The organism is Brevundimonas sp. FV1ye28 (assembly GCF_058681135.1).
The window spans coordinates 2831036-2844510 of sequence record NZ_CM178731.1 but is presented as its reverse complement, the minus strand read 5'-3'; the positions used below and the strand labels follow the sequence as shown (position 1 = coordinate 2844510).

Sequence of the window (13475 nt, the reverse complement as noted above, 5' to 3'; positions counted from 1 at the left end):
GCCGATGCTGGTCGAGCTCGCCCTGTCGACCGTGATGGTCCTCGTCACCGTGATTCTGCATGGCGCAGGCCTGCTGGTGCTAGGCCGCCTACTCGAGATGCGCGACCGGTCAAAGGACCACGCCCGGATCAGCCCCGTCTCCATAGAGGGGGCCCTGGTGGCCGTTCTGGCGACGGTCGGTCTTCTGGTCCTGCATGGGATCGAGATCTGGCTCTACGCCGTCCTCTATCGCGGGATCGGCGCCATCGAGACTCTGCGCGACGCCGTCTATTTCTCGACCATCACCTATGCCTCCATCGGTTTTTCGGATGCGTCGGTGTCGCCGGAGTGGAAGCTTCTGGGCGCGCTGGAAGGGATCAACGGCGCGCTTCTGCTGGGCTGGTCCATCGCCTTCTTCGTCACCCTGATGACGCGCTTCATGCCCGCACGTCATCATCACGACTGATCGTCCGCCGCGCTCCCCTTGAGACTGACGACAATCTCGCCCATCTAGCCGCAATGGGCCAGTCGCCCGCTGGGGCCCCCATGACCGATACCGCGCCGCTCACCTTCGACGACCTGGTCGGCGTCATGTCGAAGGGCTCCAAGCCCAAGTCCGAATGGCGCGTCGGCGCCGAGCACGAAAAGTTCGGCTTCGACAAGTCGACCCTGCGCCGCCCCATCTACGAGGGTCCGAACGGCATCCTGGCCATGCTGACCGGCCTGCAACGCTTCGGCTGGGCCCCCGTCGAGGAGGCTGGCAAGGTGATCGCGCTGGAGCGCAAGAACGCCGAAGGCTTCACCGCCTCCATCTCGCTTGAGCCCGGCGGCCAGTTCGAACTGTCCGGCGCCCCGCTCCAGACCATCCACGACATCTGCTCGGAGACCGGCCAGCACCTGATGGAGGTCAAGATGGTCGCCGACGAGCTGAATCTCGGCTTCCTCGGTGCCGGTTTCGACCCGAAATGGACGCGCGAAGACGTGCCCGTCATGCCCAAGGGCCGCTACGACATCATGCGGTCCTACATGCCCAAGAAGGGCAATCTCGGCCTCGACATGATGCTGCGCACCTGCACCATCCAGGCCAATCTCGACTTCTCCGACGAAGCCGACATGGTCGCCAAGTTCCGCACCAGTCTGGCGCTCCAGCCTATCGGCACGGCCCTGTTCGCCTGTAGTCCGTTCACGGAAGGTCGCCCGAACGGCTTCCTGTCCGCGCGCGCCAACGTCTGGACCGACACCGATCCCGACCGCACCGGCATGCTGAACTTCGTCTTCCAGGACGGCTTCGGCTTCGAGACCTATGCGAACTACGCCCTGAACACCCCGATGTATTTCGCCAAGCGCGGCGAGAGATATGTCGACGCCTCGGGCCAGTCGTTCCGCGACTTCATGGACGGCAAACTGCCCGCCCTGCCGGGTGAACGGCCGACGCTGAAGGACTGGGGCGATCACCTGACCACCCTGTTCCCCGAAGTCCGCCTCAAACAATATCTGGAGATGCGCGGCTCGGACGGCGGTCCGTGGAGCCGCATCTGCGCCCTGCCCGCCCTGTGGACCGGCATCTTCTATGACGCGCCCTCGCTGGCCGCCGCCTGGGACCTCTGCAAGGACTGGGACATCGAGGACCACGAACGCCTGCGTCGCGACGTCACCCGTCTGGGCCTGCGCGCCGAAGTGGCCGGCCGGTCGGTGCGCGACATCGCCGTCGACATGGTCGCGATCGCCCGCCAGGGGCTGAAGAACCGCGCCAAATTCTCGGGCGGGATGGTCGATGAGCGCGGCTATCTGGCCGAGTTGGAAGACATCGCCGACACCGGCGTCACCCCCGCCGAACGGATGCTGGACATGTACCACGGTGACTGGAAGGGCGATGTCGACCGCATCTATCGCGACTTCGCCTATTGAGGCTTCAGCGTTTCAGGAAGCCGCCCAGCATATCGCCCACGCCACCCGGAAGTTGATCCAGCAGCCCGCCGGCTTCGGCAAGCTGGCCGTTTGGGGTCAGGCGGTCCACCGCCTCGGGCAGCAGGCCGGCCAGGGTCTCTGACGCCTGTTCCGGCGAGATTCCGAGACGCGCGGCGAAATCCGCAATGGGGCCTGATCCCAGCACCTGCCGGATCTGTTCCGGCGTGATGTTGACGTTGCCGCCCGTGCCGATCCACGACTGGACCGTGTCGCCCATGCCTGCGCCACCGAACTTTTCGGCCAGACCCGCAACCCCGCCCTGCCCCTTCAGCAGGTCGCCGAGGCCACCCGCGGCCTGGTCGCCCAGACCGTTCAGCACGCTGTCGAAGATACCCATTCGCAGTCTCCCTTGTTTCGAGACCAGTCTGCCGCCGTGACGCTACGATTTCGTGTCGGCGGCGAAAACGGAAAAGCCCGCCGGGTTCCGGCGGGCTCTCGTCGATCGACGTTTCGGCCTTGATCCTAGTTCTTGGCTTGCTCTGCGCCGGTCGAGACGGCCGAACCGGCGGCCGAGACGTCGCGGCCGACGCCCGAGATGGTGTTGCAGGCCGAGACGGCCAGGGCGGCGGCGACCAGCGACAGGGTGATGATCTTTTTCATGGTGGAGTTCCCCAATGGTGAAGCTCCGATAACTCCAAGCTTCACCACGGGTTCCATGGTTGCGGCAAGGCTGTGGAGGTCGCCAACCGCGCCGACGATCTGCTAGTCCATCGCGCATGACCCAGCCCGCCGGAACCGCCGCCCGTCGCCTCGTCGAGACCCTCGCGATTAACGGCGTGACCCGCGTCTTCTGTGTCCCGGGCGAAAGCTATCTCGCCGTGCTCGACGCCCTCGTCGACCACCCCGAGATCGAGGTCATCACCTGCCGCCACGAGGCGGGCGCCGCCAACATGGCCGAGGCCTATGGCAAGATGACCGGGCGGCCCGGCGTCTGCATGGTCACGCGCGGACCGGGCGCCACCCACGCCTCCATCGGCGTGCACACCGCGCATCAGGACTCGACCCCGATGATCCTGTTCGTCGGGCAGATCGCCCTGACCGACCGGGGCCGCGGCGCCTTCCAGGAGATCGACTATCGCGAGGTCTTCGGCGGCCTGGCCAAATGGGCCACCGAGCTTGAGAGCCCCGACCGCACCGTCGAGATCGTCGAACGCGCCTTCGCCACGGCCCAGCAGGGTCGGATGGGTCCCGTCGTCATCGCCCTGCCCGAGGACATCCTGCACGAACCCGGCGGGCCTGCCCCCGTCCGCGCCGTGACGCCCGCGAAGGGCGGCCTGGACCCCGCCTTACTCGCCGACCTCGGCGCGCGCCTGTCGAAGGCCGAACGCCCCCTGCTGGTCCTCGGCGGCTCCGGCTGGACGGACGAGGCCGCTGCCGCCATCGGCGACTGGTCCGAGCGGATTGGCCTGCCCGTCGCCCTGTCGTTCCGGCGCAAGGACATCCTGTCCAACGACCGGCCCAACTACGCCGGCGACCTCGGCCTCGGCTGCAATCCCGAGCTGATGAAGCGCGCCCGCGAGGCCGACCTGCTGATCGCTCTCGGCGCCCGGTTCGGCGAGAATCCGACACAGGGCTACACCCTGTTCACCCGCGATGAGACGGCCGGGAAGCTGGTTCACATCCACCCGTCGCCGGAGGAACTCGGCCGCGTCTGGGCCACCTTCATCAGCGCCGTCGCCGACAACAGCCTCGCCGCCCACGCCTTGGCGACGCTGGAGCCCGGTCGTACCTGGCACGACGCCGCCAAGGCCGCCCACGACCACTACCAAGCTTTCTCGACCCCCGTGCCGGTCACCGGCGCGGTCAACATGTCGGAATGCATGGCCCACCTCGGCGAGGTCCTGCCGCCCAGCGCCGTCGTCACCAACGGGGCCGGCAACTTCGCCGCCTGGCTGCACCGCTTCTACCGTCACCGCGCCTGTCGCACCCAGCTCGGCCCGACCTCGGGCGCCATGGGTTACGGCTACCCGGCCGCCATCGCCGCCAAGTCCCTGCATCCCGAGCGCGAGGTCATCTGCGTGGCCGGCGACGGCGAGTTCCTGATGACCGGCCAGGAGATGGCGACCGCCGCGCAATACGGCATCAACGTCGTCGTCATCGTCGTCGACAACGGGACCCTGGGCACCATCCGCATGCACCAGGAGGGCCACTACCCCGCCCGCGTCATCGCAACCGATCTGAAGAACCCCGACTTCGTCAAATACGCCGAGGCCTTCGGCGCCTTCGCCGTCCGCTGCGAGACCACCGCCGACTTCCCCGCCGCGCTCCAGGCCGCTCGCGACGCCGCCAAGGGCCGCCCCGCGCTCGTCCACTTGATCACCTCGGCCGAGGACATCGCGCCCAATCGGACCATCACGGGGCTGCGCAAAAAGTGACCCTTCTCCCTCTCGGGGGAGAAGGTGGCTGAGCGAAGCGAAGTCGGATGAGGGGGCTTTGTCGGCCTCATCGTTTTCGACATCGAGGTAGCGGTACCAGCCCCCTCATCCGACCCTTCGGGCCACCTTCTCCCCCGAGAGGAGAAGGATCACTTCGGCCACGTCTCCTCGGACGCCCCGAGCACCTCGCCGGCCAGATAGAGCGACCCGCAGATCACCACCCGGCCGGCGCCGAGCCTGAGCGCCCGGCTCAGCGCGGCCTCGACCGACGACGAGCTCTGCGCCCCCAGGCCGTGCCCGCGCGCGACGGCCGCCAGCGCCGCCGGGTCCGCCGCCGTTCCCTCGAAGCCGACGGTGAAGACGTGCGCCTCAGACCCCTTCAGCGCCTCGAAGAAGCCGCCGTGATCCTTGTTGGCCAGCATGCCGACGATCAGCGCCAGCGGTCGCGGCGCCTTCCTCTGACGCTCGGCCAGAGCCTCCGCCAGCGCCCGCCCGGCATGGGGATTATGCCCGCCGTCCAGCCACAGCTCGGCCTCCGCCGCCCGCGCCATCTCGCCATAGGGTCCCGCCGACAGCCGCTGCATCCGCGCCGGCCAGGTCGCCCCGGCCACGCCCTCGGCGATCGCCTCCGCCGGCAGATCCAGCTCGAGCGCCACCGCCACGGCCAATCCTGCATTGGCCACCTGATGCGGCCCTCTCAGCGCCGGCGCCGGCAGGTCGAAGAACTGCTCCTGATCCTGAAACACCATCCCGCCCCGCTCGTCCCAGGCGTCGAAATCCACTCCCATGACGGTCAGCGGAACACCCGCCGCCGAGGCTTTCACCTCGATCACCGCCATGGCCTCTTCCGACTGCCGCGCCACGATCCCGCGCGCGCCGGCCTTCAGGATCCCTGCCTTCTCCCCCGCGATCCCGGCGATCTCGGTCCCCAGGAACTCGGCGTGGTCCAGATCCACCGGCGCGATGACGCTCAGCAGCGGCCGCTCGATCACATTGGTCGCATCCAGCGTCCCGCCCAGGCCGACCTCTATGATGCACAGGTCCGCCGGCGTTTCGGCCATGGCGACGAAGGCGGCGGCCGTGGTGCTCTCGAACACCGTGGCTTGCACGCTCTTCACCGCCTCGATCCGGTCCAGGATCGCCGACAGCCGCGCGTCCGAGATCAGCTCCCCCGCCAGCCGGATCCGCTCGTTGAACCGCACCAGATGAGGCGAGGTGTAGACATGCACCTTCAACCCGGCGGCCTCGGCCATCGCGCGGATGAAGGCGATGGTCGATCCCTTGCCGTTCGTCCCGGCCACATGGATCACCGGCGGCAGCCGATCCTGAGGATTGCTCAAGACCGCGCACAGAGTCCGCATCCGGTCCAGCGACAGGTCGATCTTCTGGGGGTGGCGGGCGCGCAGGCGTTCGGAGACGGGATCCATTGCGGCGTCTTACGCCGCCAGACGCTTCCCGCCCATCAGCATCGACAGCAGCTTGCCGAGCGTTTCCGGCAGGTCGGCGCGGGCGACGACGCGGTCGACCATGCCCTTTTCCTGCAGATATTCCGAGCGCTGGAAGCCCGGCGGCAGCTTCTCGCGGATGGTCGTCTCGATCACGCGCGGTCCGGCGAACCCGATCAGGGCGCCCGGCTCGGCCAGGTGAACGTCGCCCAGCATCGCATAGCTGGCCGTCACGCCGCCGGTCGTCGGATCGGTCAGGACCACGACATAGGGCAGCTGAGCGTCCTTCAATTCCTGCACGGCCAGGGTCGTGCGCGCCATCTGCATCAGGCTCAGCGCCCCCTCCTGCATCCGCGCTCCGCCGGCGGCGGTGAAACAGACCAGCGGGACCTTGCGTTCGATCGCGGCGCGGGCGGCGGCGATGAAGCCCTCACCGGCCGCCATGCCCAGCGATCCGCCCATGAAGGCGAAGTCCTGTACCACCGCGACAGCCGGCGTGCCGCCGATGTCGCCGAAGCCGATCGACATGGCGTCCTTGGAGCCCGTCGCCTTGCGCGCCGCCGTCAGGCGATCGCGATAGGATTTTCCGTCCGAGAATTTCAGCGGGTCCTCGACCACGTCGGGCGAAGAGATGGTCTCGTAAGCGCCACCGTCGAAGGTGCAGCCCAGACGCTGGGTCGCATTGATCCGCATGTGCCGGCCGGACGGCGTCACCCACAGGGCGGCCTCCAGATCGACGCGGTACAGCATGTCGCCGGTGTCGGGATCCTTGACCCACAGATTGTCCGGCGTCTCGCGCCGGCTGACGATCTTGCGGACGCCCGGCGCGAACCGGCTGAGCCAGCCGCCGCGCTTTTCCTGAGGAGCCTTGGGAGGAGTTTTGTCAGCCATTTTGGTGTCTCTAGACGGTTTCGCTGACGCGCGCACCGCGCACGGCGTCGGCCAGCGCCTTCACCTTGGTCAGAACGCGGGGCGCGGCCGGTTCGTTCGCGTCGAGGGCGGCCGCAACCTCTTCCACCAGCACGGAGCCCACGACCACGGCGTCGGCGACGCGTGCGATCTCGGCGGCCCGTTCCGGCGTCTTGACCCCGAACCCGACCGCGACCGGCAGACCCGAGGCCTTGCGCACCCGTTCCACCGCCGGAGCCACGGATGCCGACTGCGCCTCCTTGACCCCGGTCACGCCCGCGACCGAGACGTAATAGACGAAGCCCGAGGTTCGTCTGGCAATCACTTCCAGACGCGCGTCGTCCGACGTCGGCGTAGCCAGCCGGATCAGCGACACCTCGGCCGCATCCAGCGCATCCGTCAGCGGATCGGCTTCTTCGGGCGGGCAGTCGACAACGATGCAGCCGTCCACCCCCGCAGCCGCCGCGTCGCGCGCGAAGGCCTCGTAGCCGTAGCTCTCGATCGGGTTCAGATACCCCATCAGGATCAGAGGCGTGTCCGCATCACCGGCCCGGAAGGCGGCGGCCAGATCGAGCGTGCCCCGCAGCGTCAGCCCGGCCTTCAGCCCGCGCAGGGCCGCGCGCTGGATCGGCGGCCCCTCGGCCATCGGATCACTGAACGGAAAGCCCAGTTCGATGATGTCGGCCCCGGCGGCGGGCAGGCCTCGCAAAATCTCCAGCGCCTCGTCACGTGTGGGGTCGCCGGCCATGACATAGGTCACGAACCCTGCGCGGCCCTCGGCCTTCAGCGCGGCGAAGCGGGCGTCGATGCGTGCGGTGGTCATTGGGCGGGCGGCGTCGCGGGCGCTGTCTGGCCGGCGCAGACGTCGCCGGGAATGGTCGCCATGCCGATATAGCCGGCCACATCGGGCCCCGCCGGACGGTTGGGATCATAGAAGGCTTGCAGTTGCATCCCGTCGCAACCGCCGCCCTCGCGACGCTTGACGAAGACCACACGGTTGTCGTCGCCGCCCGCAGCGATCCAGCCCAAGCCCTCGAAATGGGTGATGTAGGCCTCGGCGATGGCCCCCACCGACGCCAGCGGCGCCGTCACGCAGAAGGCATGGCCCGCGAGCCCATACAGATTGCCGCAGGTCGCATCGACGGTCGCGCCGTCCATCACGGGGGCCTCGACCGGTACGCCGATGCCCGTCGCACCGGTCGCGCCCGTCGTCTGGGCCTCGGCCGTCATCGGCAGGACGGCCAGAACGGCCGCCAGCAGGATCGTCTTCATCGTCACAACTCCACGCCCAGATGCTTCGCCACCGCGAAGATATCCTTGTCGCCCCGCCCGCACATGTTCAGCACCACGTCGCCGCCCTTGCCGACCTCGTTCGCGATCTCGCCGACGCGCGCCAGGGCGTGGCTGGGCTCCAGCGCCGGAATGATCCCCTCCAGCTTCGAGCACAGCTGGAAAGCCTCGAGCGCCTCTACATCCGTCGCATACCGATACTCGGCCCGGCCGATGTCCTTCAGCCATGCGTGTTCCGGCCCGATACCCGGATAGTCCAGGCCCGCCGAGATCGAGTGGCCTTCCAGGATCTGTCCGTCCTCATCCTGCAGCAGATAGGTGCGGTTGCCATGCAGCACGCCCGGCCGTCCGCCCTGGAGCGAGGCCGCATGGTCCGGGCCGTCCAGTCCGCGTCCCGCCGCCTCGACCCCGATCATCCGCACGCCCGCGTCCGCGATGAAGGGATGGAACAGGCCGATGGCGTTCGATCCGCCGCCGATGGCCGCGACCACCGCGTCCGGCAGCTTTTCCTTGCGGGCCAGCATCTGGATCCGCGTCTCCTTGCCGATCACCGACTGGAAGTCCCGCACCATGGCCGGATAGGGATGCGGTCCCGCCGCCGTGCCGATCAGATAGTAGGTGTCGGCGACATTGGTGACCCAGTCGCGCATCGCCTCATTCATCGCGTCCTTCAGCGTGCCGCGCCCCGAGGTCACCGGCACGACCTTGGCCCCCAGCAGCTTCATGCGGAACACGTTCGGCGACTGCCGCTCGACGTCCGCCGCGCCCATATAGACGATGCATTCCAGCCCGAATCGGGCGCAGACGGTCGCCGTCGCCACGCCATGCTGGCCCGCGCCGGTCTCGGCGATGATCCGCTTCTTGCCCATCCGCATAGCGACCAGGATCTGGCCCATGCAGTTGTTGATCTTGTGCGCGCCGGTGTGGTTCAGCTCGTCGCGCTTGAACCAGATGTCGGCGCCGCCGTGGTGCTCGGTCAGCCGCTCTGCATGATAAAGCGGGCTGGGCCGGCCCACATAGTGAGTCAGGTAGTCATCCAGCTCGGCCTGGAAGCTCGGGTCCGCCTTGCAGGCCTCATAGGCCTGGTTCAGCTCGAGCACGAGCGGCATCAGGGTCTCGGCCACGAACCGCCCGCCATAGGGACCGAAACGGCCCTCCGCGTCCGGCATGGCGTACTGGTTGGGGATGATGGCGTTCACGGGTCAGCTTTCACGCAGGCGTATGCCCGAAATACGGCCGGGCGGAGGGTTCAGACGACGGCCTTAAGAAAGGCCGCGATCCGGGCCGCGTCCTTAACACCCGGCGCGCTTTCGACGCCAGAGGACACATCCAGCAGAGGCGCGCTGCTGATCGCCGCAGCCTCGGCCGCATTCTCCGGCGTCAGCCCGCCGGCGAGGAACCAGGGCTTGCGGAACGTCCGTCCGGCCAGCATCGACCAGTCGAACGACGCCCCCACCCCGCCGGGCAGGGCCGAGCCCTCGGGGGGCTTGGCATCGAACATCAAATGCTCGACGTGATCCTCCCAAGGCCCCGCTGCGTCGAGATCCTGCGCCGTCGCCACCGACAGCACCTTGATGAGCCCCGCCCCGGTCAGGGTGCGCACCTGATGCGCGCGCGCCACCGTCTCTCGCCCATGCAGTTGCACGAAGTCCGGCCTCAGATGCGCCCCGATCCGGCTCAGCAGATCGTCGTCGGCATCCACCGTCACCGCCACGATCCCGGCCCGTCCCCGCGCCCGCTCGAACAGCGGCCTGGCATCCTCCGGCGAGATGTTCCTGGGGCTCTTGGCGAACATCACCGCCCCGACGAACGCCGCCCCGTAGTCGAGCGCGACGTCGAGCGTCTCGGGGGTGGTCAGGCCGCAGATTTTTACATGGGTCAAAGAGACAGGTCCGCCTCGACAGGCGCTTCATGCGGCACAAGTCGGCAAAGGTCCTCGCCTCGACGAATGACGAAGGTTTCGCCGTTTTCGACGCGTGCGATCAATTCCTCGAACCGTTGCTGCGCTTCCTCGATCGCGATTTCGTCCATAGCCCGAGGATACTCGAAATCCACATTGAACCAAAGCATCATGAGGCCCAAACACGGCTCCTTCGCAGGTGAGCCGGATTATCGGAACAGGCTGTCGATCTCGTCCTGCGTCGCCAGCCGCCAGTCCCCCGGCGCCAGATCCTCCGGCAAGGCCAGCTGCCCCATCCGCTCGCGATGAAGCGCCTCGACGTGGTTGCCCACGGCGGCGAACATCCGGCGCACCATATGATAGCGCCCCTCCGTGACCGACAGCCGGGCCTCGGTCGGCGACAGCACCTCCAGCACGGCGGGCGCCAGCGGCTTGTCCTCGCCCTCCAACACCAGGCCGCCCGCCTCGAATAGCGCCGCCTCAGTCCCAACCAGCGGCCGAGCCAGGGTCGCGCGATAGACCTTGGCCACATGGCGCTTGGGCGAGATCACCCGATGCAGCAGGTCGCCGTCGTCGGTCAGCAGCAACAGCCCGGACGTTTCCTTGTCCAGCCGCCCGATCGTCGAGATCGCCGGGTCCCGCCGACGCCACCGCTCGGGCAGGACGTCATAGACCAGGGCCCCATCCTCCTTGTGCGAACAGGTCATGCCCAGCGGCTTGTTGAGGATCAACACCAGCCCCGCCGGCGGATCCAGCGGCCGCCCGTCGATCCGCATCCGCTCGGGAAGGTCCGCCGTCACCGCGATCCGCTTCGACACATCGATCAGATCGACCCCGTCCAGCACGATCCCCCCGACCTTGCCCAGCCGCGCGATCTCGCTCCGCGAGCCATAGCCCATCGAGCCGAGCAGCTTGTCGACGCGGGCGGTGGGGACTTTTTTCATTGCGTTACCGCCCTGCGGGCTATTTGAGCGCGGCTCACTTCACCGCCTCGAACAGCTTGTACCCGCCGCCGTCCGAGATCGGCGTCACCCGCTTGAAGGCCTCTTTCAGCTCGCCCTCGTAGGGCAGGTGCCGGTTGGCCACGAGCCACAGGGTCCCGCCCTTCTTCAGCATCTCCGCCGCCTTCCTGATGAAGGCCTGCCCCAGCCGCCGGTCCTCGGCCCCGCCGTCGTGGAAGGGCGGATTGGAGACGATGAAATCGAGATCGCCCGCCGCCTCGACGGTCCGCACATCGGCCCATTCGAACGACGCCCGCGCGTCCTCGACGTTCTTCTTCGCCGCCTCGACCGCCCGCCGATCCAGGTCGATCAACCGCAGCGACGTCACCGCCGCCGACCGCAGGACCACCGTCGCCAGCGCCCCGTACCCGCACCCCAGATCCGCGCCCGCGCCTTTCAGCGCCGGCAGGGATGCGGCCAGCTGCGCCGACCCGGCGTCGATCCGGTCCCAGGCGAAGACGCCCGGCTGCGACCAGGCTTCCAGCCCGTCGACCATCTGCATCGCGCCCGCCGCGATCGACGCGTCCAGGCCCGTCTCATTGCCCGTCTTGATCACCACACAGCGCCGATGGTGCGCCTTGGCCGTCTCGCCCACCTCAAGCCCGAACGCCTCCAGCTCCTTCTTGAGCCGCGAGCCCCCCTTGTCTTTGGCCGCCATGACGTCGAGACGCCCGCCGACCTTCAGCGCTCTGAGGGTCTGCGCCAGCGTATAGCGCCGCTCCAGAACGCCCGGCGGCGCATAGACCATGGCCGTCTCGACCGAGCCGTCGTCGAGGCTTTCCAGCGCCGTCGAGCCGGGGATCTGCGGAGAGGTCTGGGTCGCCGCGCCCGGCGGATCGAACACGAGCGGGGGGCGGCCATAAAGGATCGAAGTCGTCATCGGCGGTGCATAGCGCCCTTCGCCGCCTTCTGGGAGAGGGGGGCGAGCCGATGACACAAGTCCCCGGGACGTCTCCCGATCGCCGGATCGCTGAACACCGCCCGCCCCACGGGTAATTCGCCCGACCTTCTGCCGGATGGCTGCCGCTTGTCCGAGAGCATCGCAGCCAAGCGGCGGTATACTGGCGCTTCACGCCCGGAATTCACCAGCAAATCCAATGGTGCTGGATTTTTTTCGGCCCTTTTCCTGGCGCTCCCGAAAACCGTGCGAAACTCTTCATCCCACCACCAGCTCCGCCCTCGATGTCGACTCCGTAGACTCTGTCGACTCTCTTTTTGGCGTCGCGCCCTCTCCCTCCGCCAAAACATTGGTCTATGCACAACGCCATGTCCCCCCGCTCTCCCGCCTTCATGATCCTGTTCGTCGTCAGCCTGATCGCGACGGCGGGGAACATGGGGCTGCAGTCGGTGCTGCCGGCCATCGGGCGGGAGTTTCGTCTGTCCGACACCCTGGTCGCCGGGGCCTTCGCCATTTCGGCCCTGATGTGGACGATCGCTTCGCCGGTCTGGGCCCGCTGGTCTGACAAGCTGGGACGCAAGAAGGTCATCCTGATCGGGCTCGGCGGATTCGTCGTGTCCATGACCGGCTTCGGTCTGGCTGCGACCTCGGGCATCGAGGGCTGGCTCGGGGCCATGATCGCCTTCGCTCTGATGGCGACGGCGCGGACGATCTACGGCGTGTTCGGTTCGGCCTCGCCGATCGCGTCCCAGGCCTATGTCGCCGACCGCACCAGCCCGGAACAGCGGACCCAGGCCATGTCCCTGCTGGCCTCGGCGCAGGGATTGGGCACGGTGATCGGGCCGGTGCTGTCGCCCTTCTTCATCCTGCCGCTCGTGGGACTGGCGGGACCAATGTACGTCTATGCCCTCGTCGGCCTGATCGTGCTCCTGGTCGTCTGGTTCAAGCTGCCCTCGGGCGATGTGGTGCGCCAACCCTCGCCCAGCGGTGATCGCGGCGACAAGGGTCTGTGGCGCGACCCGCGCGTGCGCGACTATCTACTGTACGGCCTGCTCGTCACCGGAGCCCAGGCGGTGAACATCTCCGTTCTCGGCTTCCACATCATCGACGAGATGGCGTCGACGGGACTGGCCGCGCGTCAGGCCCAGCCCTTCATCGGGGTGGCCATGTTCGCCGGCGCCGCCGCCACCCTGATGGTCCAGTGGGGCCTCATCCCCCTTCTGAAGATGCAGCCGCGCGAACTGATGCGCTGGGGTGCGGCCCTGGCCCTGCTCGGCAATCTCGTCAGCATCGCCTCGCCCGGCTATTTCGGCGTCGTCGTCGGCTACGCCATCGTCTCCATGGGCGTCGGTTTCGCCCGGCCAGGCTTCACGGCCGGCTCCTCGATCGCGGTCAAGCCTCACGAACAGGGCGCGGTGGCCGGCCTGATGATGTCGCTGGCCGGTCTCGGCTTCCTCGCCCCGCCCGTCGTCGGCGTCTTCCTCTATGAGCTGGTCGAGTGGGGTCCGTTCGCGGGCAACGCCCTGTTGCTGGCGATCGCCGTCGCCCTCGCCTTCCTCAGCCCGGTGCTGCGCAACGATCCGACGCCGGGCGTCGAGGACAACCCTGCGCCCGACGCCCCGCCCGCCTCCCAACCCGGCCCCGAGGGGAATCGATAGCCCGAGCCCGGGCAGCGAGGCGCCGGGCGGTCGTCCAACAACAATGCCGCGC

Annotated in this window: 15 protein-coding genes; 4 read left to right on the top strand and 11 right to left on the bottom strand. The window is 68.1% G+C overall.

Annotated elements, in window-relative coordinates:
- Nucleotides 1-4: 4 nt before the first annotated feature.
- Entirely contained in the window at nucleotides 5-445 is a 441-nt protein-coding gene (locus ACW171_RS14000; protein ID WP_492093995.1) for an ion channel, read from the top strand.
- A gap of 80 nt (nucleotides 446-525) precedes the next feature.
- Complete coding sequence (locus tag ACW171_RS13995; protein WP_492093993.1) at nucleotides 526-1887, top strand: glutamate--cysteine ligase; 1362 nt, start codon at nucleotides 526-528, stop codon at nucleotides 1885-1887.
- Nucleotides 1888-1891: 4 nt separating this feature from the next.
- On the opposite strand, the gene ACW171_RS13990 is transcribed toward ACW171_RS13995, so the two are convergent.
- Both ACW171_RS13990 and ACW171_RS13985 read right to left on the bottom strand, forming a co-directional pair.
- A complete protein-coding gene (locus ACW171_RS13990) occupies nucleotides 1892-2284 on the bottom strand; it encodes a YidB family protein (RefSeq protein WP_492093991.1) in 393 nt (130 codons plus the stop codon).
- Between the two features lie 125 nt (nucleotides 2285-2409).
- Nucleotides 2410-2547, bottom strand: coding sequence for an entericidin A/B family lipoprotein (locus ACW171_RS13985; RefSeq protein ID WP_428150727.1), 138 nt, complete (start codon nucleotides 2545-2547; stop codon nucleotides 2410-2412).
- A gap of 116 nt (nucleotides 2548-2663) precedes the next feature.
- On the opposite strand from ACW171_RS13985, the gene ACW171_RS13980 reads away from it, so the two are divergent.
- Complete coding sequence (locus ACW171_RS13980) at nucleotides 2664-4322, top strand: thiamine pyrophosphate-binding protein (RefSeq protein ID WP_492093989.1); 1659 nt, start codon at nucleotides 2664-2666, stop codon at nucleotides 4320-4322.
- A 149-nt stretch (nucleotides 4323-4471) separates the two neighbouring features.
- Here the strand turns inward: ACW171_RS13980 and ACW171_RS13975 are convergent, their stop codons facing one another.
- The 9 genes from ACW171_RS13975 to ACW171_RS13935 form a co-directional block, all read right to left on the bottom strand.
- Nucleotides 4472-5749, bottom strand: coding sequence for a bifunctional folylpolyglutamate synthase/dihydrofolate synthase (locus ACW171_RS13975; RefSeq protein WP_492093988.1), 1278 nt, complete (start codon nucleotides 5747-5749; stop codon nucleotides 4472-4474).
- Between the two features lie 9 nt (nucleotides 5750-5758).
- Nucleotides 5759-6658, bottom strand: coding sequence for an acetyl-CoA carboxylase, carboxyltransferase subunit beta (gene accD / locus ACW171_RS13970; protein WP_492093987.1), 900 nt, complete (start codon nucleotides 6656-6658; stop codon nucleotides 5759-5761).
- A gap of 10 nt (nucleotides 6659-6668) precedes the next feature.
- The gene (gene trpA / locus ACW171_RS13965; protein ID WP_492093985.1) at nucleotides 6669-7499 is read right to left on the bottom strand and encodes a tryptophan synthase subunit alpha; all 831 of its coding nucleotides are present in this window, start codon (nucleotides 7497-7499) and stop codon (nucleotides 6669-6671) included.
- Nucleotides 7496-7948 carry a hypothetical protein gene (locus tag ACW171_RS13960; protein ID WP_492093983.1) on the bottom strand — a complete coding sequence of 151 codons (453 nt, stop codon included), beginning with the start codon at nucleotides 7946-7948 and terminating at the stop codon, nucleotides 7496-7498. Before ACW171_RS13960 ends, trpA begins: the two co-directional genes overlap by 4 nt.
- A 2-nt stretch (nucleotides 7949-7950) precedes the next feature.
- A complete protein-coding gene (trpB, locus tag ACW171_RS13955; RefSeq protein WP_492096637.1) occupies nucleotides 7951-9135 on the bottom strand; it encodes a tryptophan synthase subunit beta in 1185 nt (394 codons plus the stop codon).
- Between the two features lie 80 nt (nucleotides 9136-9215).
- Entirely contained in the window at nucleotides 9216-9848 is a 633-nt protein-coding gene (locus ACW171_RS13950; RefSeq protein WP_492093981.1) for a phosphoribosylanthranilate isomerase, read from the bottom strand.
- Nucleotides 9845-10048 carry a type II toxin-antitoxin system Phd/YefM family antitoxin gene (locus ACW171_RS13945; RefSeq protein ID WP_492093979.1) on the bottom strand — a complete coding sequence of 68 codons (204 nt, stop codon included), beginning with the start codon at nucleotides 10046-10048 and terminating at the stop codon, nucleotides 9845-9847. The genes ACW171_RS13950 and ACW171_RS13945 overlap by 4 nt, the downstream gene beginning before the upstream one ends.
- A 27-nt stretch (nucleotides 10049-10075) precedes the next feature.
- Nucleotides 10076-10810, bottom strand: coding sequence for a pseudouridine synthase (locus ACW171_RS13940; RefSeq protein ID WP_492093977.1), 735 nt, complete (start codon nucleotides 10808-10810; stop codon nucleotides 10076-10078).
- Nucleotides 10811-10844: 34 nt separating this feature from the next.
- Nucleotides 10845-11747 carry a class I SAM-dependent methyltransferase gene (locus ACW171_RS13935; RefSeq protein WP_492093975.1) on the bottom strand — a complete coding sequence of 301 codons (903 nt, stop codon included), beginning with the start codon at nucleotides 11745-11747 and terminating at the stop codon, nucleotides 10845-10847.
- Between the two features lie 386 nt (nucleotides 11748-12133).
- On the opposite strand from ACW171_RS13935, the gene ACW171_RS13930 reads away from it, so the two are divergent.
- On the top strand, nucleotides 12134-13423 hold the full coding sequence (locus ACW171_RS13930; protein ID WP_492093973.1) for an MFS transporter: 1290 nt from the start codon (nucleotides 12134-12136) through the stop codon (nucleotides 13421-13423).
- The last annotated feature ends 52 nt before the right edge of the window (nucleotides 13424-13475 follow it).

What these genes read in the sequence shown, in the direction of transcription:
- ACW171_RS14000 (WP_492093995.1), top strand. Translation starts at nt 5, where the DNA reads ATGCTGGTCGAGCTCGCCCTGTCGACCGTGATGGTCCTCGTCACCGTG.
- ACW171_RS13995 (WP_492093993.1), top strand. Translation starts at nt 526, where the DNA reads ATGACCGATACCGCGCCGCTCACCTTCGACGACCTGGTCGGCGTCATG.
- ACW171_RS13990 (WP_492093991.1), bottom strand. Translation starts at nt 2,284, where the DNA reads ATGGGTATCTTCGACAGCGTGCTGAACGGTCTGGGCGACCAGGCCGCG.
- ACW171_RS13985 (WP_428150727.1), bottom strand. Translation starts at nt 2,547, where the DNA reads ATGAAAAAGATCATCACCCTGTCGCTGGTCGCCGCCGCCCTGGCCGTC.
- ACW171_RS13980 (WP_492093989.1), top strand. Translation starts at nt 2,664, where the DNA reads ATGACCCAGCCCGCCGGAACCGCCGCCCGTCGCCTCGTCGAGACCCTC.
- ACW171_RS13975 (WP_492093988.1), bottom strand. Translation starts at nt 5,749, where the DNA reads ATGGATCCCGTCTCCGAACGCCTGCGCGCCCGCCACCCCCAGAAGATC.
- accD (WP_492093987.1), bottom strand. Translation starts at nt 6,658, where the DNA reads ATGGCTGACAAAACTCCTCCCAAGGCTCCTCAGGAAAAGCGCGGCGGC.
- trpA (WP_492093985.1), bottom strand. Translation starts at nt 7,499, where the DNA reads ATGACCACCGCACGCATCGACGCCCGCTTCGCCGCGCTGAAGGCCGAG.
- ACW171_RS13960 (WP_492093983.1), bottom strand. Translation starts at nt 7,948, where the DNA reads ATGAAGACGATCCTGCTGGCGGCCGTTCTGGCCGTCCTGCCGATGACG.
- trpB (WP_492096637.1), bottom strand. Translation starts at nt 9,135, where the DNA reads ATGCCGGACGCGGAGGGCCGTTTCGGTCCCTATGGCGGGCGGTTCGTG.
- ACW171_RS13940 (WP_492093977.1), bottom strand. Translation starts at nt 10,810, where the DNA reads ATGAAAAAAGTCCCCACCGCCCGCGTCGACAAGCTGCTCGGCTCGATG.
- ACW171_RS13935 (WP_492093975.1), bottom strand. Translation starts at nt 11,747, where the DNA reads ATGACGACTTCGATCCTTTATGGCCGCCCCCCGCTCGTGTTCGATCCG.
- ACW171_RS13930 (WP_492093973.1), top strand. Translation starts at nt 12,134, where the DNA reads ATGTCCCCCCGCTCTCCCGCCTTCATGATCCTGTTCGTCGTCAGCCTG.